This is a genomic window from Gordonia sp. DT219, assembly GCF_049847065.1.
Classification (GTDB): Bacteria; Actinomycetota; Actinomycetes; order Mycobacteriales; family Mycobacteriaceae; genus Gordonia.
In genome coordinates this window covers 1-16956 of the sequence record NZ_JBNCNR010000040.1, presented here as the reverse complement: position 1 = coordinate 16956, position 16956 = coordinate 1, and the positions used below count along the sequence as shown (strand labels likewise).

Below are 16956 nucleotides of genomic sequence, written 5' to 3'. Positions count from 1 at the left end.
TTTCGGTTCAGGTGGTCCAACACTTTCGCAGCGGTCAGATAGTCGCGCAGTGTCAAGTCGCTCACTTCTCACCGCCGTCCCGCAGGTACCCGGCGATGTGGAGAGCGGCCTGCTGATGCTCGTGCTCTAGGCGGTCGGCGCGGGCGCGGAGGACACTTGCGCTCCACCGGAACACGTCGCGGTGACTGTGGGCGCCGAGGAGGTCCGCCGCCCAGCGCCAGTGCGCCGGATTGGTGGCGTCGGGCTCGATCTCGGAGATGATGTTCAGCCGGTCCACGTCGTCCATCGCCTGCTCGCGCCAATACTCCTGCGCCTGCTGCGCCTCGTCGGCGCGGCGGTTGGCGTTCTCGCACTCGGATATCCAGTAGCTGAGATTGCGGTTCGCCACATCGAGCACACCCGCCGTCTTGCGCTCCATGTCTCGCAGCCGCACGCGCTCACGCTCGGTCTCGGCCAGCTCGGTCCTGAGGCGGGCGACGTCGGCTTTCGCCTGCTCCAGTTCGGCCCGGAGCATTACCGGGTTGTCTACGGTCATGCTGCACTCTCCTCGATCAAAGTTGTTGTCCAGCCCCACAGCTGGCGTTCCGTCTTGTCTGGGTCGATGGCTGCCGATGCGGCGAGAAGGGCCATCATGATTCGGGTCGGCGTCCACTGCTCGACGGTCGCCCACCACTGCGCCGGGTCCACATCGCGGATGTCGCACGCCAGCTCCATGACGTCCTGGATGGCACGTCCGGACGCCTGGTGCGGTTGCTTCGGGATCGGAACCGTAACGCCCGGTGTGGGTCTCGGCGCGGTCGACTGCACGGCACGGCGCCGGCGAGCCTGCTCCCCGAGCATCTCGTCGCGGATCTGCTCGTCGGTCATGCCTTGCGCTGAGCGTCGCTCCCACTCGTCGACGAATGCGGCTGCCTCGGTGTGGGTCGCCATCACGCCACCCCGCGTTCGTCGCGGATGCGGTTGCGCTCTCTCGCGCTGGTGCCGCCGACGATGCCGTGCGAGAACTCCTGCCCCAGCGCCCATTCCAGGCACTGTTCCCGGACCGGGCACATCGCGCACACCTTCCGCGCCTCCGCCCACCGGGTTTCGACCTCGGGGAAGAAAAGGTCGCCGTCGATCTGTGTGCACAGCGCGTCGGCCATCCATTCCGGCTGGCCCCCGATGGTCGACAGGAACTCGGCGAAATGCTGCTCGGCGGTGCGGACCATGCCGGTGCCGCGCATCTCGTCGCCCGACGACAGGCGATCCCAACGCTCGCTCTCCGACCGCATCCGACCGGCGCCGCTGCTGTCACTGCCGACCGAGGCGAGCAGGCCACTAAGGTCGCTACTGCTCGCCATCGGTGGCCTCCTCCATCAGTGCGCGCAGCTCGGCCACCTCGGCGGGGTCGGCGTTGGTGAGCTTGCCGAGGTAGGCGATCGCCTTCTGCCGGTCCTCGTCAGTGAGGCCGCCGGTGCGTACCTTGTCTGCGAACGACTCGGGGATCGGCGCGTAGTAGACGGCCAGCGGCTCGACGGTGTGCGGTGCACGCTTGCCGCGGGTCACTGTGAGCGCCACGGTGATCGGCTTGTCGATGTGCGATAGATGCGAGACGCGGATGCCGCCCACGTCCTGCCCGCCGAACCGAACGGACGGGTCACGGTAAAGGCGCATCTTGCGGCCGACGTACTCGCTCGCCTCTGCGCCCCACGCCGCGACGAGGATGCGCCGCACGGTTTTCGACGGCTTGAACGGGCGGCCGGGACCGAACTCGGCGGTATCGATGTTCACGGGCTGCTCGGCCGAGCCGCGCGCCACCTTCGTGACGGTGACGGTGCGCGGGCCGGTGAGCAGATCTTCGGCGTTGAGCTGATCGCTGCGTGGAGCGATGGTGTCTGTGAGGTCCATCAGATGCTGATCTCCTGCTCGATGATGGTTCTTTCGGTCATGGGAAGTCCTTCGACGGATTCGGCGTAGAGCCGCTGCATCTCGGCCGCGGCTGCCTCGAAGTTGCGGACTGCGGACACGATGGCGTCGAACCACCGCTCGTCCGGCCAAATACGTTTGCGCCACATGTGCATCCCGCCCGCGTAGCTGATGTAGTCGATCCACCGCCGGCCAGACACGAGTAGCCCGCACTGCAACTGAGCCATGTTCTCGATCGGCGGATGCCCGGACAGGACGGTGGCGAGCTGGTTCTTGGGTGCGCGGCTCTTGATCTCGATAAGGCCGTGATCCCCTACCAGTCCGTCAGGGCTGTAGCCGATCTTGAATCCCCAGTCGTCGCGCACCATGAACCCCACCTCCTTCACCGGGTGGTAGTGCTCGGCATAGACGGCTCGTGCCAGCGGCTCGTCGTTGATGCCGCGCCACATTGCGTCGGTGAGGAATCCTTCTTCGCACCAGCCGGTGATGCGTTCGGCCACAAGTCGATCGGTGATGGATCGGCTGGTCTCGTTGCGCGCCGGTTCGATAACGGTCGGTGATGACGCACTCTTGGCCGCTGCCGCACGCTCTGTGTGCAGCGTCTTGATCGGCTCGGGTGTGCGCTTGCTGACGCACGGATTCTGCGCGGCTGCACCGCAGTTCGGGCAGTCGTGGTCGATGGCGGATGGCTTGCGGATTGCGATGAGTCCACCGACAGCGCTCGCCGTGACGATCCCGCGCCGATGCTCGTACCACTCGGGTGACCGCTGCTCCATCTCGGGGAGGATGTGAAGGCTCATGCGTCACTGCTTTCTCTGGCTCTGCGGTCTGCGAATGCGAGGGCTTGTCGGTGGGTCGGGAATCTCCATGCGCCCCAGCTGGGTTTGCTGCGGTCGAACACCCACCACCACACGTCTCCACGGGCGACCTTCCAGTCGCGCGGACGATGGTTGTTGCGGTGCTTGGCGCTCACCGGACCTCACCCCACCGCCGGCGATCTCCCACCTCGGACTCGTGCACCCACGCGAGTTGCCCCCAAGGGTTTTCGCAGGTCGGTTCCTCGATGAAGACGAGGACCTTGCGGCGGTTGGTCTCCCATGTGTTCTGCTCGTACTCGGCCTGTGTCTCCGTCTTACGCGCCACAGTCGCCTCGATCGTCGTCGAGAATCGCCTCGAAGTCGGCCACGATCCCGGCACACACGTCCTGTGTCGTCCACGCCGAGCAGTACCGGTGCGCGATGGTGATGATCGGGGTGAGCCCGGTCGTCTCGCGCAGGTGTTGTTCGAGGGTGGCCGCGGCGTCGAGTGCGGCGAGCTTGGAGTCGAACACCGCGGGCCGTGCCGGTATCCACGGCGACGACGGCGCGCAGTAGATCGTGCCGTTGACCATCACCGCGTGCTGGGTCACGAAGTCGCTCATGACGCCTCCCGGTTTCGCTCGATGCGGTCATGGTCGCCGCGACGCCACTCCTCTTTGCTGGCATCGGACCACCAGGCGCGCATCAGCTCTCCATCGAGTCCGGCGTCGTAGGGCGTGTACCAGCCGAGGTCTGCGCACAGCGAGTTGTGCGCGGACTCGAACGCCTCGTCGGCGGTCGGCTCCCGCACCCGCAGATAGTCGTCGCCGCGCTCGATGAGCACGGACACCCGCGGGATGTCGATGTGGTTTAGGTGGTTGAAGACGGTGAACCCGCTGACGTTGTGTGTCGCGCACTGCGCGGCAAGCTGCTCGTAGGTGCACATCACTGCTCCTCCAGCCAGTGCCGGGGAATGCGCAGCGTGTCCTCGGTTGCCCGATCCCACTCGTCGCCGGGCTCGGCGGGCGGGAGCTGGGACAGCACCTCATCGACGTCGAGGGTGTGGTCATCGTCACCGTCGGGGATGAGATACGCGGCGGCGCACAAGAACAGGAGGGCGCCGATGATGGAGTACGCAAGTTTGTCAGCGGCGGTATCGGGCCAGCGGATCAGCGCGGAGAACAGGATGATCCCCCAGATCGGTGCGACCAGGACGAGCGTGTTGATGATGCCTCTCATGCCGACACCCGCGCTCTCGGTGATCGCGGCGAAATGCCGGAAGCGGGCAGGGGTCTGGGCTTGCGGGCCGTCGTCGACTCGATGTCGAGGGCTTCCTGCACTTGGGCTCGCGTCATCACCCATCGGTGCCCGACCTTGCAACCGGGCCAACGCTTCTGCCGGAGATAGGACTTCACCTGCTCCTCGGAGACGAGGCGTGTCCCGTCTTCCGCGGTGAGGAGGCTGACGACCTCCGGGATGGAGAGCGGCCGAATGTCTTGCACTTCGAGATTCATTGCGCCTCCTGGAAGTTGGTGCCCTCGGCGCCATCCCCGGCGCCGAGGGCTGCGCGATCGCCCGTGGGTGCGGGCCCGCGCTCCCCACACCGGCACGAAGTCGGCGTGGAGTGGTCTTGGATATTGACTCCGACGAGCGCAGGGACGATGCCGGGGTGAATGGGGTCGATCACGAGACACCGCCGTCGGTCCAGAAGTCCTCTTCATTGGGCTGGGCGGCGTCAAGTAGCGCCTTGGCGAGCATGATCGCCTCGGGGCCGGTGAGGAGGAGTGCCTTGACTGTCCCACTGGATTCGATGCTGAAGTCGATGTGGCCAGGCTCGTTGAAGTAGCGGACCGAGACGTGACCGCCGCCGAGTCCGCCCACTTTGTCGGCAATCCCGTAGCGCCTCTGTGCGCTCAGCTTCTCGGTCATGCCCCCAACTCCTTCATCTCGTCGTTCGTGACGAGAACGAGCCCAGTGCTGTGGGTGTTGACCGGCAGCCCCTCGGCGGCAAGTGCATCGCGAAGTTCAATTTCCTTCTGCGGTCGGACGCGTGGCTGGAATCGCCGCTTACCTCCGTAGTTCCCCTGGTCGTGGTCATAGATAAAGGGGCGGCCCTTCGCTGTCGGCTTCCGGTGGTCGTACCCGTCACGAACCGAACCGTCCGGGCGTATCCGCGTGTTGCGCTGATTGATCAGCCAGCCCTTGGCATAGAGGTGTTCGTCGAACTTGCGTGCCGGAACCTCGGAGAAGTACTTCTTGCCGAAGTCGGATAGGTGGATGCCGTCGCCACCCTCGATTGCCGCGCGGTGCTTCCGCTCGACCGCGAGCTTAAGTTCCGCCTTCTCGCGGCCCGCGCGCTCCGACTTGGCGATCTCGACGGCCTTGGCAACCCGAGCTGATTCGGCCGCGATGACGGCCAGGGGATCGCTCATGTCGATCTGGGGTGCCGTTTCGGCCTCACGGGTGCGGATCGCGAAGTACGCCTGCGCGGCTGCAACCTCGTTCTTGTTCGGATCGCCGTTCATCGCCACGAGGTAGGCGGCAAACCGTGTCAGTTCGTAGTCCTTCTGGGCGGGACCCCTTGCGCCAGAAACTTTCCGGGATTGGGGAAAGTGGGCTTCGAGGTTCATTGACTGGTTTCCGGCCGATTGCATCGCGCGGTGCAGCGGAGTCTCGAAGTGGTCCCATTTGCTGTAGCCCATAACTGGCATGAGATCGCGCGCCGACCAGTAATCGGAACCGTCGGGGCGAGTCCTTCGGATCGCATCGAACGGCGACGATTCGCCACGATGCTGGGTGATATCGTTGTTGTCCACGAGACCTCTTCTCTCGTTCAGGGCCACCCGGCGTTAGCGCGCCGTGGTGGCCGTTTTTCGATTAAGCGGGGATTTTGTCAGTACTGACGACTGACTGGTTGGGCGTGGACGATTCCTCATGCGCAATAAAGAGGTCCTCCCAGTGACAGTTGAGCCGCGCGGCAATGGCCAACGCGAGGTCTTCCTTGATGTTCTTCAACTGCCCGTTTTCGAGCTTGTAGATCGTGGTCTGCGTTCTCCGCACGAGCATTCCGAGCTCTCGTTGCGTGTAGCGCATCTGCTTCCGCTCTCGGCGCAGTTTGGCCGGGTCCCGGACTTCCATCCAGCAATCCCTCCTGACTAGCGGCGGTCTTTGTCGTGCAGAACTCATGCTGCCTCCCGGTTTTCTCGTTGTCAACTGGCAGTCCTGACGCTAGCACCTTGGTTGTCAGCGCGTCAACCGTCAATCGACTGCACTGACGTGGGAGTATGAGGCTCGTGGTTGTCAGTGAATTAGCGGCCATGGGTGGCACACCAACGACGGACCACGGGAGGCTTCTCGACGTGAACGCATCCAGCATCCGAGACCTGCTGCAACAGGTCATTGACGAGCGCAAGGCCGCCGGCCTCGACGCAAGTTTTCGGGCGCTACAGGCGTTGGTGGAAGCCGAGGAGTCAAGTAGCCCGCGAGGGCTCTCGTTGAATCGCACCACTGCGTCACAGATCATCCGAGGTAGCTACAAGGGAGAGCCGTCCCCGGGAACCATCCGGGCGATCGGCTGGCTCGCCAAGGTCTCCGATGAAGTTGCGTTCACAGCAGCAGGCCGTCGACCCCCGGGACCTCCGTTTGCGGACGACCTACCACCGGGCGTCGACGACCTGACCGACAACGAGAGGCGCGCCGCGATCGAGATCCTTCGCGCCCTCGTGGCTCAGCGACGGGAGATCAACCGCTATGTGGATGCATCATCAGGTGCGCAGGAATCGGGAACACCGACCGCGGAGGTCGAAGACCAGAAGACCCGCGCGGCTGACGGCCGCGACGGTGGCACCGACCCCGAGGGCCAAGCGGCTGACGACGCCCGGCCGAACGTGTGGCGGGAGGAGCCCGACGAGAACAAGGCCGACGACCTGATCGGGGCAGATCAAGCCTCGGGCATTGATGCCAGCACCACCCAATCCGACGTCGACCTTGCCGGCGGCTGGCGTCGTGGCGGTGGCGAGTCGGAGACGCGGCGGATCAGGCGTGAGCAGGATGAGGCGGCGGAGAGGGGGGATGCGTGAGCCCGCGCAGAGGCCAACAGATCGCGCAGGCGCTACGCCGAGCGCGCAAAGAGGTAGCTTCCGGGCTGGATAAGCCCGCCGGCGCTTACCGTCCGCCTGGGCGCGACGAATGCAGAGAGAAACGATGGGTTGTTGCGGTCGACGAGACGAACGCGATCAGGCTGCACTATATGGCCTGGCGAAAGGGCTCCGTCCTTGCTGACTTCGTGATCCTCGTAGAACGGATCACATCAGGCGGATGGGTTGAAGTGGAGCGATTCGACTGCTGCCATGGATGTTGCCACCTCCATGCCGACGGTAGAGAAGCGAGTCAGCCGATCTATGCGCTGAATGTGGTGGAGGATGTCCAGGAAGCTTTTACTCGTGCCTCTAGAGAAGCAGACGACCGCGCGACTATCATTCGGCGAAAGGGAGAGTGAGTGAGTGGTGACCATCCATCAGAACCGTTTGGATCGCTTTCGGCGTGAAGTGAGCCTCAACCTCGCCGTTGGCGCCGTCGCAGATGTCGACTTGGTGACCAATGACCAGGGCGATTGCCCAGTGATCGTGTCCCTTGACTACGAGGACCTGTCTACGATCCTGGGTCGCGTCCGCGCCGTGGGCGGGTATGGAACCCTATTCTCGGCCGGTCCGGCGGGTGTACGGATGGTCTCGATCATCCGTGGTTCGGGAGCGTTCAAGATCCCAGAAGAGCAGGCTTCCCCTGGGGCTGATGCGACCGTGGGGATGTTCCTCGATTACGTCTCGCTACACCCCGACGGAGTTGCCATACCGGCCGCTTTCGAACACCCTGCCCGCGCAGAGAACGCGCAGATAGTGGAAATGAGCGGGGCATAACTACACCGGTGTAGTTCCTGGTCAGGGCCATTTCTGTCAGTAGTCACCCATATGGTTCTCGGCATGTACCACCCATGGCGCGAGGCTCGGCGTCGCCTTCATCTGACGATCGATCTGGTCGAGCTGCCCGACGATCATCGCGGCTGCATCAACGGCAACCGGATCACCATCGGCGTCGACGATCCGCAAGCGCAGCGTCGATGCACCCTCACTCACGAGCTCGTGCATGACGAGCGACGGGTCTTTCCTCGCGATCGTGTGCTGCGCGCCCGCGAGGAGCTGACCGTCGAGCGGATCGCGGCGCGGCGACTCATCCAGCTCGACGAGCTCGTCGATGTGCTGTGCTGGACGCGGCGCACCGAGGAGGTCGCGGAGGAACTCTGGGTGGACGTGCCGATGCTCGTCGCGCTCGCCCAGTCACTCACCGACCGCGAGCGGGATTGGATCGACGGACAACTCCGCGAGAGGGGTGTGGCATGACCGACGAGGACCGCGCACTGATCGACTTCGCCGACCAGCAGTGGCGATACTCCGGCAGTCGGGCCTCTAGTCGGCGGTGAACATCGCGCCGATCGCCGCCGCCGCAGCGCGCCCGGACGTCTGGTCGACATGCGAGTACGTGTTGGCGGTGGTCTGAATGTCCTCGTGGCCGAGGTGTCGCGAGACCACGACGAGCGGCACTCCGGCGGCGATCATCCATGAGGCGCAGGTGTGCCGAAGGTCGTGTACCCGCGGCTTCTTGCCCTCACCCTTGTCGTTCAGTAGCGCCTCGCGCGCCTTCCGCCAGGCCCGGTTGTGGAAGTCCTGCGGCCCCACTTCTCGCCCGGACGACAGCGCGAACAGCCACTCGTGATCTGTGTCGGCACGCCGCCGAGCGATGTCGACGGCCTGGGGCGGAAGGCTGATGGTGCGGTCGGACCGCCTGGTCTTGGTGGTGCCGAGGGTGCGCTGGTAGGAGCCCGAGTACTTCCACGACCGGGAGATGCGGCAGAGTCCTTCGTCGAGGTCGATGTCGCCGGGTCGTAGTGCGGTGGCCTCACCGAAGCGCATGCCGGTGGTGACGAGCCACAGAGCGAGATCCGACCAGGGTTGCCGCCCGCCGATCGCTGTGTGGACGCGATCGAACTCGGCACGGGAGAGGAACACCATCTCTTGTCGCAAGGTGCGTGGGAGGCGTCGTCCCTCACAGGGGTTCCGGTCGATCTTCCCTGCACGGACCGCAGCCTTGAGGCCCTGGGACAGGAAGGCGTGCTTGTTCTGCACGGTCTTACCGGACGCGTCTCCGAGTTCGGTCACCCATCGGCCGATGGTGGCCTCGGTGACCGCCGACAGTGGCATCACACCGATGGTGGGTGCGATGTCGTGTGTGATGTAGGAGAGGTAGCGGTCGCGGGTGGCCTGCTGGATGCCAGTCAGGGAGTCGACGTGCGCGCGCAGCCATTGGGCGAGCGTGACCTCACGGCCGCCCGCGTCGATGACCCCACGGATACGGAGTGCTTCCTCGGCGCCGTGCAGGTCGATGTCGCGGGCGAAGTCGTCGGCCGAATCCTCGTCCCAGAAGGTGAGGTTGCGTTGCTTGCCGGCCTCACGCCAGAGCACTCTCCACCGCTTGGTGCCGTCGGCGAGTGGCCGGTACTGGACGGAGGCCATCAGATGTTGCCGTCGTGGGGTAAGTGGTTTACCCCGTGAGCTGGGCTGACGATGTCGACGTGTTGCCGTCGATTGTTGCCTCGATGTGTTGCCATACCCGGATGGTACCGGATTCGGGCCTCTGACCTGCGCGTATTGGTGGAGCTAAGGGGAATCGAACCCCTGACCTACTCGATGCGAACGAGTCGCGCTACCAACTGCGCCATAGCCCCGTGCCGGTCCGGAAACCGACCGTTGACACTCTAGCAGCACCCCCGCCGGTGCTCACAAACGCCAGGTCAGCGCGGTCACCACCATCTGTGGTTACTCTGCTGACGTGGCCGAGATGACAAACGACCAGCTGGCCCGATCGTTGGATGCGGCGATCGGGGTGATCGACAGACTCCTCGATGTACTGGCCGACCGCGATCCGCTCGGCCTGAAAGAGCACACCTTCGACGACAGGGACCACCGTGGTCTCGCGGCCGTGCAGCACTCGGTCGCGAACGCGCTGAACGTCACGGACTGGCCGGGCACCAAGGGCTGGGCCGAACTGTCGATGAACGCGCGGGCCGACTGGTGGATCAGCCGCCTCGGCACCGTCAACACCGTCGCGCTGGCCTACCCGGGTGTCCTCGGCGGGTGGGCCAAGGCATTGCCCATCGGCACACCCCTCGGATTCGCCAACCAGGCGACCGTCCTGATCGCCGTCGCCCGCGAGTACGGCGTCGTCGACCGGTCGTGGCAGATCCGGCTCCTCGCGTCGGTCCTGTGCGATCGCGACCTGCCCGACGATGCCCTGCCCTCGTCGGGCGGCGCGGCAGACGCTCCGACGACGGGCCGTCCGTCGGCGCTGCGCCTCCTCTGGGATACGGCGCAGATCCTGCGCAAGGTCGACGCCGAGATGAGTCGCCGGCCCCAGGCTCCCCGACCGTTCTCGACGCTGTCGTGGATACCGCTGCTGGGTGCACCGTCGCTATACGTCGGAGAACGTCTGGCGCTCTGCCGCGCAGCGCGTGCAGGACGCGAATGGATTGCGGCGCATCCGAAATCGGTCGGCGTCAGCCGGCAGCGGCGTGCCGGAAGTCCTCGTCCTCGCGCATGACCCGACGCCGCTGGAACGGCGGCAGGTGATCGAAGACCGGGTCCTCGTCGTCGATCTCGAGGACAACAGCGCCACCGGGTCGCCGCAGCCGGGGCGGGGTCGGTGCCGCCGCGAACTCCTCGGTCTGCATCTCCCGACGCTCACGCTCGGCATCCTCGCGGGCAGCACGCCGCGCCCGCGCGATCCGCTGCGCCCGAATCTGGTGCTCTGCCTTCACGGTTCGGCGTAGGTAGAAGAGATAGCCGATGAAGACCACGCCGGCCACACCGGTCGCTGCCCAACCCACGAGCCCGAGCAGGACGCCGCACACGACCGCAGCAACAACCAGCGCAGCCAGGACGAGAGTCACCCGCTGCCGCTCCTTGTAGCGCAACGCGTCACCGGTCGCATCGATCCGGTACGCACTGCGGCGGCGCGACTTACGGTCCTGCGCCGAATCCGGGTCGGTCTCCTTGGCAGCAGCAGCCACGCCGGACCGCCGGTGGACGCCCTCCAACTCCTCGTCGATCTCATCATCGAGATCGGCGTCGTCTAGGTCGTCGTACTCAGCATCGTCGTCATACTCGGCATCGTCGTCATACTCGTCTTCGAGGTCATCGTCGTACTCGGCATCCTCGTAGTCGTCGTCGTACTCGTCGTCGAGATCGTCCTCGTACTCCGCGTCTTCGTCCTCGTACTCCGCGTCTTCGTCCTCGTACTCCGCGTCTTCGTCCTCGTACTCGGCGTCTTCATAGTCACCGTCGAGTTCGTCGTTCTCGGACCGCTCCTCGTCGTCATCCTCGGCGTCGTCGACCAGATCGACCTCCACCTCGACGACGTCGGCCTCGACACGCGCGACGGGGACCGTCTCGTCATCCTCGATGTCGTCGTCGACAACCGCCGAATCGTCCTCGGCGACATCGGCTTCGGCGACGATGTCATCGGCGTCCACATCCTCAGCGTCGACGCTGTCCTCGACGTCCTCGAGATCCTCGACGTCCTCGTCATCGTCGAGAACGGCGGTCGCGGTGCGGCTCGTGGTCCGCTCCGACTTCCAGGACGGATCGTGCGGGTGCGCGCCGGCGGCGCGACGGCGCGAACTGCGCGCGCGCGTTCCACCGCGATGCAGCAGGCGGGTCGATTTGGCGACGTCGGTGGTCTTCTTCATCTGCGGGCGGCCCTTGATGATCATCGGGACCAACACGAAGAGCCACACCGCGACGAGGCAGACCCACAGGACGGAGTTCGGCATGGCTCTCCCTTTCTTCACTCTGGTTACACCGGGCCACCCCACAATCTAGGGCCGAGGACGGCTCATCCAGCGCAGACGCGCCGACCGTCACCGGAATTGCCCCGGTTCACATCGCTCTCTCAGACAGCGGCGCCGAGTTCAGTCCGGCTCGACGACGAACCGCGCATCCACCTGCACCGACAGTTCGATGTCGCGGGCTCGCAGATCGAGGGCCGGGCCGCCGTCGGCACCGGACGGCGCACCGGCCAGCATCATGCCGCGCGCGACCGGCGAGGGGTCAGCGAGCATGTCCGGGTCGGCGAGCTGCACCGGTACCACCCGACCGCGACCGACCGCATCGGCATACGCCTGGGCCTTGAGCACCGCGTCTCCGACGGCGTCGGCACGCAACTGCGCCTCGTGCCGCCGACGGCTCTCCTCGGTCAGATCCCACCGAATCCCGTCGACGCTCACGCCGGGCTCGACGGCCCACACGTCGATGAAGCGATTGAGTTCGTCGACGTCGACGAACTCGGCGTCGACGCCGATGTCGGTGGTGTACACCAGGTCCCGGCGATTGCCGTTCTTGTCGTAGGGACGATAGGAGTACACGTGCACGGTGCCGGCCGACCACGTCGTCACCGCCGACCGTCCGACGAGCCCGTCGAGCTCCCCGGCCAGCCGCGCCTGCACCGCAACCGCATCGCGGTAGACCGAATCGCGTTCGGCACCGGAGGTTTCGGCTCGCAGATGTACCAATGCCCGCTCGGGCGTGAAGTTTTCCCGAGCGGAGCCACGGACGTTGATCTCCAGAGCAGGCATTCTTCCGATGGTAGGCGTACCCGGGTGTTCAGCCTCTGCGCCCGGCGAGCCCGTGCTCGTAGGCATAGATGACGACATGAATCCGGTTGCGCAGATCCAACTTGGCCAGGATGTGCGCCACATGGGATTTGATGGTCGTCTCGGAGACGTACAACTCCGCGGCGATCTCCTGGTTCGAGAGTCCACGCGCCACCGCGGCGACCACCTCCTGCTCCCGGTCGGTAAGCACGTCCACCCCCGCACCGGCAGAACCGCCATCGGTGGCAGTGGCGTCCGGGGTCGCCACGAACGTATCGAGCAGCGCGCGGGTGATGCGTGGCGACACCACCGCGTCGCCGCGCGCGACCGCAGCCACCGCGGCCACCAGGTCGGCGCCGCGCACGTCCTTGAGCAAGAACCCGGCGGCCCCGGCCCGGATGGCGGCGAACGCATACTCGTCGAGGTCGAAGGTCGTCAGCACCAGCACCGCCACCTGCGGTGCGTGCGCCACCACCCGCCGGGTGGCCTCGACGCCGTCGACGAGAGGCATCCGCACATCCATCAACACCACGTCGGGACGACAGGTGTCGACGAGCGCGACGGCCTGCTCACCGTCGGATGCCTCGCCGACCACCTCGATACCGTCGGCCTCGTCGAGGATCATGCGCAGGCCCATCCGCACCAGTTCCTGGTCGTCGACGAGCGCCACCCGGATGGTCATCGGACCGGCCCGCCCGTCGGCACCCGCGCCCACACCCGCCAGCCACCGTCGACCGGCCCGGCATGCGCCTGTCCCCCGTGCAGCGCGGCACGCTCGGCGATCCCCGCCAGCCCGTGCCCGCTCCCCCGCGCTCGGTCCGAGCCGCCGCCGTCGTCGAGGACCTCGACGACGATCTCGTCGGAGCGGTAGCTCAGCTCGACGCGGACGCGGCTCGCCTCGGAGTGTTTACGCACGTTGGTCAACGCCTCCTGCACGATGCGATACACGCTCAGCGACACCGCGTCTCCGAGCGCGGTGACGACGCCGTCGGTGACGACCTCGACGTCGACGCCGGTGGCGCGGCTCTCGCGCACCAGAGAGTCCAGTTCACCGATTCCCGGCTGCGGCCGGTGGGGCGGATCGTCGTCACCGCGCAAAATCCCCACCAGATCGCGCATCTCGGCCAGCGAACTCCGGCCGGTGTCGGCGATCCGCGCCATCGCTGCCCGCGCCACGGCCGGATCGGAATCCTGTTTGGCCAGAGCACCTTCGGTCAATGTCACCATCACCGACAATCCGTGCGCCACCACGTCGTGCATCTCCCGGGCGATCCGCTCCCGGTTGCGCGCGGCCCCGATCATCTCCTGCTGATGACGTTCCCGTTCGCGCCGTTGCGCATCCTCGGCGGCCGTCGCGATCGCCACCCGTCGGCTACGGACGGCCATCCCGGCACAGACGGCGGCGACGGTCGGCCCGGTCAGCAGGACCAGACTGTCGACACGCCCGTCGGCCGGCTGCCAGCGCAGCACCGCCAGCAGCGACCCGACCTCGACGACCGCCGCGGCCGCCCACGCCATGCGCGCCGGATACACCGATGCCACCGTGTAGAGCGCGATCAGCAGCGACATGTCGGCCACCAGTCGCAGATCGAACGACCACTGGACGAGGGCGACGACGGCGATCACCGCGAACACCGTCACCGGGTATCGCCGCCGGACGAGCAACGGCACCGTCAACAGCACACTGACGACCAGGCCCGCGGCCAGGTGATCGGCGATCGGACCGGTCCGCTGGACGAGTTGGATTGCCGCACAAGCGAATACGAACACCACCGGCACCACCGCCGACAGCAGCCCAGACGTGACCACCGACCGCACGAACCCGACGACCCGCACGGTCACACGACTCGGCTCGGCATCGTCGGTCAGCCACCACGCCCGCCAGCGCCGGACGTTACCGGTGATCCGCTCGGGCAGCCGGCCCGGCACCATCTCGGACATTCGTCGACTGTAGTCGCCGCACCGCGCCCCGAGCACCCTCCGCACGGACGATTCCCCCGTCATCCGCGCGTAGGAGTCCCCCAGCAGACAGAACCGTTCGCACCGCCGATGCGGTGACCCCCACCCCAATATCGAGGAATCGCTACCTCGCCGCCGACCTGCTCCGGCGACTCAACGAACTCGAAGTGCCGCCCCCTTTCCCTGGCCCTGGTCGGCAACACGCCAGGCAGTTCTGTCTCCGACGAATTCTTCACTCGGCACCAACCCCTCCACCAACGTGTAGATAAGCGCCATGATCACCAGCGGAAAGACTACGCAAACGATGCTGAATCACCATTCATAGGCGATGGCTTCTTTGATTGCCAGACGTCGGCGAACTGATCGCGGTGGTGGGATGAGCATGCGGCTCAATGCTTGCGGCGACACCTTGACATCAGGGTGCGAGCGTAGGAAGAACAACGTGGATGCCAGGGCGTTGGCTTCCACAGTGAAGTCCTTGGATCGAATCACATGCTCGACCTTGTCGACGTTGGTCCTCGGCTCCGCTGTGGTCAGATCGACCGATGTGCCAGGTGGGCAACTGAACCGTAGACACGGCTGATCGCCGGCGGAGTGGTCAATATCGGCGACCAGGTCTAGCTCGTCCGAAAGCGTCACTCGCCAGTGGTCGTGGTGAATCTTGACTGTGCACGAGGTGGCGTCGATGTTGAGCAACGCACGAGATCGGACGACAGAACCTATGACGAGCGCACCACCACACAAGACTGCACCTATCGCACCTCCGTAGGCGAACCATTGTGGAGCGAGTCCCAACGCGCCGCCGACGGCCATGAACACCAATAGTGAGGTAGCTGCGCCCAACAAGTAGGTCGGCGACGAGGGCGCCCATACGCGGTAGCCGAGACGCACTCCGGTATCGGTGAGGGTGACAGCTGGACGATTTGGCGCGACCGAACCGAGCAGGACAACGCTCCCTGCGAGGAACCCACCGATACAGATGAAGACCGGTCCGTGTCGAGCCAGAACGAACAGGCTCAACACCACGATGGCAACCGCCACCGCTTTTGGCACTAAACTCATCGAGTTCGGCCACAGCTTTATCCATCGAAAGTCGTCCGGGATGTCGCTGCGCTCGCCGTAGTGGTTGCCATTTTCTGACATGCTCTCATCTCTCACATACGTCACGATAGAATTGGCGACTCAGTGCGCCGGCATCTACTTCTGGTTGCCGATACCGGGGATCGAACGTACGTCGCCAGTTCTTGCTACCGGTGGGTTGCGCTTCGAACGCGGGCACCGCGTACGGCTGGCCGACAACGAACAATGGGGCAGGATTGCAGGCGGCCTGGGCGATCTGATGGCAGTGGACTTCCCCAACGGGGACCGCCTCTCGTTGCAGAGGGAAACTTTGAACAACTCGATTAGGCCGTATTCGGCACAATTTCTACGCGGCGACGTTCACGTTCAGTCTCTCCGGAACTGGTTCTGCCATTCACTCGACTTACCCAGCGAATCATGATATGCCTTTATGAACGCCGGTTTTTGTGGCCTGCCTGTTCCGTTCGCGAGACGATTCCGGGTGCTGGAATATCGCACTGAGGTCAGTCAGAATTCCGGCCAGTCGAGATCAAGGTTGTGCAGCCACGGCAGGAACGGGTCTGCGATGTAGCCGATGCCGACCTTGATCGGAGTTGGGTCGGCATCGAGCGTTCGTACCGGGTCGGGTTCCACGTCGAACAGCTCAGCCAGTCTGGTAGCAGCCGTTCGGCCTGTCACGACGTGGCCGGCTGCCTGGTCGTCGACCGCGCCGTCCTCAGCCGGCAGGTAGGCGCGGTAGACACATTCGGCATCGCCGTCGGTCAGTCGCCAGCCCGATACCGTCACACCCCACTCGTCGCCGTCCTCGCACATCACCGCCCGCCCAGCGCCCACACCTGTGAACACCTCGGCGGCTTTGCCTGCCGCGACCGCCCCATTGACCAGCAGCGTCACCCGAACCGACGAGTCACCGGCCTCCACCTCGATCTCGGTGTCATCGAGCGGGTTACGCATCGGGAACGGCAGATTAGTACGCCCAGTGAACGTACGGCCCAACACCTCGCGGAACTGATCGAATAACCGCTGCGCCGCATCCTCATCCGGGACATCAGCGATAACGACGGTGCCGTAGGTACTCATAGCGACACCTGCGGTTCCGGGAACACCACATCACCGATCGCCTCATCCGGAACACCCAGCAACCGCAAGCTATCGATGCGGGCCTCCCGGACCACCGACTCGACCGCACCTCGATCACCACTCGCCACCGCACCCCGCAGAGCGGTGAAGTACTCCTGATAGGTACGTGGATTCTTCCGCGTCGACGCGTACGGCTTGTACCGCTCAAGGAACGGATCGGCAAGCACCGAATCGATATCGCTGACCAACTCCTCACGAGAACGCGACCCGCACACCACTCGCATCGACACCAGCCGTTGGAGGGATGCTGCCTCGAAAAGGAACTGCCCAACGGCTTCACGTTGAACCTTGGCTGTCTCTAGTGTCCCGCGCCGTTAATTCGTTTTAGAAGTCTGCCGAGGGATTCGAGTATCTCTTCGGCGGTCTTGGTCCACA

27 protein-coding genes and 1 tRNA gene are annotated in these 16956 nt (G+C 65.2%); 5 read left to right on the top strand and 23 right to left on the bottom strand.

From position 1 onward, the window contains the following. Positions 1 to 61 precede the first annotated feature (61 nt). The 14 genes from ACPXB3_RS21895 to ACPXB3_RS21830 form a co-directional block, all read right to left on the bottom strand. Positions 62 to 535 carry a hypothetical protein gene (locus ACPXB3_RS21895; RefSeq protein ID WP_425729730.1) on the bottom strand — a complete coding sequence of 158 codons (474 nt, stop codon included), beginning with the start codon at positions 533 to 535 and terminating at the stop codon, positions 62 to 64. Continuing rightward, the gene (locus ACPXB3_RS21890; protein WP_425729728.1) at positions 532 to 930 is read right to left on the bottom strand and encodes a DUF7368 family protein; all 399 of its coding nucleotides are present in this window, start codon (positions 928 to 930) and stop codon (positions 532 to 534) included. The genes ACPXB3_RS21895 and ACPXB3_RS21890 overlap by 4 nt, the downstream gene beginning before the upstream one ends. After that, a complete protein-coding gene (locus ACPXB3_RS21885; RefSeq protein ID WP_425729726.1) occupies positions 930 to 1340 on the bottom strand; it encodes a WhiB family transcriptional regulator in 411 nt (136 codons plus the stop codon). Before ACPXB3_RS21885 ends, ACPXB3_RS21890 begins: the two co-directional genes overlap by 1 nt. After that, complete coding sequence (locus ACPXB3_RS21880) at positions 1327 to 1887, bottom strand: hypothetical protein (RefSeq protein ID WP_425729724.1); 561 nt, start codon at positions 1885 to 1887, stop codon at positions 1327 to 1329. Before ACPXB3_RS21880 ends, ACPXB3_RS21885 begins: the two co-directional genes overlap by 14 nt. Further along, positions 1887 to 2705 (bottom strand): lambda exonuclease family protein, encoded by an 819-nt coding sequence (locus tag ACPXB3_RS21875; protein WP_425729722.1) that lies wholly within the window; start codon positions 2703 to 2705, stop codon positions 1887 to 1889. Before ACPXB3_RS21875 ends, ACPXB3_RS21880 begins: the two co-directional genes overlap by 1 nt. A 169-nt stretch (positions 2706 to 2874) precedes the next feature. Continuing rightward, a complete protein-coding gene (locus tag ACPXB3_RS21870) occupies positions 2875 to 3048 on the bottom strand; it encodes a hypothetical protein (protein WP_425729720.1) in 174 nt (57 codons plus the stop codon). Then, positions 3038 to 3325 (bottom strand): hypothetical protein, encoded by a 288-nt coding sequence (locus ACPXB3_RS21865; RefSeq protein WP_425729718.1) that lies wholly within the window; start codon positions 3323 to 3325, stop codon positions 3038 to 3040. Before ACPXB3_RS21865 ends, ACPXB3_RS21870 begins: the two co-directional genes overlap by 11 nt. Continuing rightward, positions 3322 to 3648 carry a hypothetical protein gene (locus tag ACPXB3_RS21860; protein ID WP_425729717.1) on the bottom strand — a complete coding sequence of 109 codons (327 nt, stop codon included), beginning with the start codon at positions 3646 to 3648 and terminating at the stop codon, positions 3322 to 3324. The genes ACPXB3_RS21865 and ACPXB3_RS21860 overlap by 4 nt, the downstream gene beginning before the upstream one ends. Next, on the bottom strand, positions 3648 to 3941 hold the full coding sequence (locus tag ACPXB3_RS21855; protein WP_425729715.1) for a hypothetical protein: 294 nt from the start codon (positions 3939 to 3941) through the stop codon (positions 3648 to 3650). The genes ACPXB3_RS21860 and ACPXB3_RS21855 overlap by 1 nt, the downstream gene beginning before the upstream one ends. Further along, a complete protein-coding gene (locus ACPXB3_RS21850; RefSeq protein WP_425729713.1) occupies positions 3938 to 4216 on the bottom strand; it encodes a hypothetical protein in 279 nt (92 codons plus the stop codon). Before ACPXB3_RS21850 ends, ACPXB3_RS21855 begins: the two co-directional genes overlap by 4 nt. Next, positions 4213 to 4389: a DUF7324 family protein gene (locus ACPXB3_RS21845; RefSeq protein WP_425729711.1), complete on the bottom strand. Its 177-nt coding sequence runs from the start codon at positions 4387 to 4389 to the stop codon at positions 4213 to 4215. Before ACPXB3_RS21845 ends, ACPXB3_RS21850 begins: the two co-directional genes overlap by 4 nt. After that, positions 4386 to 4631 carry a hypothetical protein gene (locus ACPXB3_RS21840; RefSeq protein ID WP_425729709.1) on the bottom strand — a complete coding sequence of 82 codons (246 nt, stop codon included), beginning with the start codon at positions 4629 to 4631 and terminating at the stop codon, positions 4386 to 4388. Before ACPXB3_RS21840 ends, ACPXB3_RS21845 begins: the two co-directional genes overlap by 4 nt. Then, a complete protein-coding gene (locus tag ACPXB3_RS21835; RefSeq protein ID WP_425729707.1) occupies positions 4628 to 5518 on the bottom strand; it encodes a BRO family protein in 891 nt (296 codons plus the stop codon). Before ACPXB3_RS21835 ends, ACPXB3_RS21840 begins: the two co-directional genes overlap by 4 nt. Positions 5519 to 5579: 61 nt before the next feature. Next, positions 5580 to 5840 (bottom strand): helix-turn-helix transcriptional regulator, encoded by a 261-nt coding sequence (locus ACPXB3_RS21830; RefSeq protein WP_425729705.1) that lies wholly within the window; start codon positions 5838 to 5840, stop codon positions 5580 to 5582. Positions 5841 to 5986: 146 nt separating this feature from the next. On the opposite strand from ACPXB3_RS21830, the gene ACPXB3_RS21825 reads away from it, so the two are divergent. The 4 genes from ACPXB3_RS21825 to ACPXB3_RS21810 all read left to right on the top strand — a co-directional run bounded on the left by ACPXB3_RS21825 (position 5987) and on the right by ACPXB3_RS21810 (position 8098). Next, positions 5987 to 6781: a hypothetical protein gene (locus ACPXB3_RS21825; protein WP_425729703.1), complete on the top strand. Its 795-nt coding sequence runs from the start codon at positions 5987 to 5989 to the stop codon at positions 6779 to 6781. After that, positions 6778 to 7200, top strand: coding sequence for a DUF7718 family protein (locus ACPXB3_RS21820; protein ID WP_425729701.1), 423 nt, complete (start codon positions 6778 to 6780; stop codon positions 7198 to 7200). The genes ACPXB3_RS21825 and ACPXB3_RS21820 overlap by 4 nt, the downstream gene beginning before the upstream one ends. Positions 7201 to 7207: 7 nt before the next feature. Then, positions 7208 to 7618, top strand: coding sequence for a hypothetical protein (locus tag ACPXB3_RS21815; protein ID WP_425729700.1), 411 nt, complete (start codon positions 7208 to 7210; stop codon positions 7616 to 7618). Between the two features lie 63 nt (positions 7619 to 7681). After that, positions 7682 to 8098 carry a hypothetical protein gene (locus ACPXB3_RS21810; RefSeq protein WP_425729698.1) on the top strand — a complete coding sequence of 139 codons (417 nt, stop codon included), beginning with the start codon at positions 7682 to 7684 and terminating at the stop codon, positions 8096 to 8098. A gap of 66 nt (positions 8099 to 8164) precedes the next feature. Here ACPXB3_RS21810 and ACPXB3_RS21805 read toward each other — a convergent pair whose 3' ends face one another. Together ACPXB3_RS21805 and ACPXB3_RS21800 are read right to left on the bottom strand one after the other, a co-directional pair. Next, complete coding sequence (locus tag ACPXB3_RS21805; RefSeq protein WP_425729696.1) at positions 8165 to 9268, bottom strand: tyrosine-type recombinase/integrase; 1104 nt, start codon at positions 9266 to 9268, stop codon at positions 8165 to 8167. Positions 9269 to 9404: 136 nt separating this feature from the next. Continuing rightward, a tRNA-Ala gene (locus ACPXB3_RS21800) sits at positions 9405 to 9480 on the bottom strand. 104 nt (positions 9481 to 9584) lie between these two features. Here ACPXB3_RS21800 and ACPXB3_RS21795 point away from each other — a divergent pair. Continuing rightward, entirely contained in the window at positions 9585 to 10352 is a 768-nt protein-coding gene (locus ACPXB3_RS21795; protein WP_425729694.1) for a hypothetical protein, read from the top strand. Here the strand turns inward: ACPXB3_RS21795 and glpR are convergent. The 7 genes from glpR to ACPXB3_RS21760 all read right to left on the bottom strand — a co-directional run bounded on the left by glpR (position 10309) and on the right by ACPXB3_RS21760 (position 16805). Further along, entirely contained in the window at positions 10309 to 11583 is a 1275-nt protein-coding gene (glpR, locus tag ACPXB3_RS21790; protein ID WP_425729692.1) for a gephyrin-like molybdotransferase receptor GlpR, read from the bottom strand. The genes ACPXB3_RS21795 and glpR overlap by 44 nt on opposite strands. A 138-nt stretch (positions 11584 to 11721) precedes the next feature. Then, positions 11722 to 12384 carry an SIMPL domain-containing protein gene (locus ACPXB3_RS21785; protein WP_425729690.1) on the bottom strand — a complete coding sequence of 221 codons (663 nt, stop codon included), beginning with the start codon at positions 12382 to 12384 and terminating at the stop codon, positions 11722 to 11724. Positions 12385 to 12412: 28 nt separating this feature from the next. Next, positions 12413 to 13084, bottom strand: a complete 672-nt coding sequence (locus tag ACPXB3_RS21780; protein WP_425706519.1) for a response regulator transcription factor — start codon at positions 13082 to 13084, stop codon at positions 12413 to 12415. Further along, positions 13081 to 14343 (bottom strand): sensor histidine kinase, encoded by a 1263-nt coding sequence (locus ACPXB3_RS21775; protein ID WP_425729688.1) that lies wholly within the window; start codon positions 14341 to 14343, stop codon positions 13081 to 13083. The genes ACPXB3_RS21780 and ACPXB3_RS21775 overlap by 4 nt, the downstream gene beginning before the upstream one ends. Before the next feature lie 330 nt (positions 14344 to 14673). Beyond that, positions 14674 to 15519 (bottom strand): hypothetical protein, encoded by an 846-nt coding sequence (locus ACPXB3_RS21770; protein ID WP_425729686.1) that lies wholly within the window; start codon positions 15517 to 15519, stop codon positions 14674 to 14676. Between the two features lie 429 nt (positions 15520 to 15948). Then, positions 15949 to 16521: a hypothetical protein gene (locus tag ACPXB3_RS21765; RefSeq protein ID WP_425706484.1), complete on the bottom strand. Its 573-nt coding sequence runs from the start codon at positions 16519 to 16521 to the stop codon at positions 15949 to 15951. After that, on the bottom strand, positions 16518 to 16805 hold the full coding sequence (locus tag ACPXB3_RS21760) for a hypothetical protein (RefSeq protein WP_425729684.1): 288 nt from the start codon (positions 16803 to 16805) through the stop codon (positions 16518 to 16520). The genes ACPXB3_RS21765 and ACPXB3_RS21760 overlap by 4 nt, the downstream gene beginning before the upstream one ends. Between the last annotated feature and the right edge of the window lie 151 nt (positions 16806 to 16956).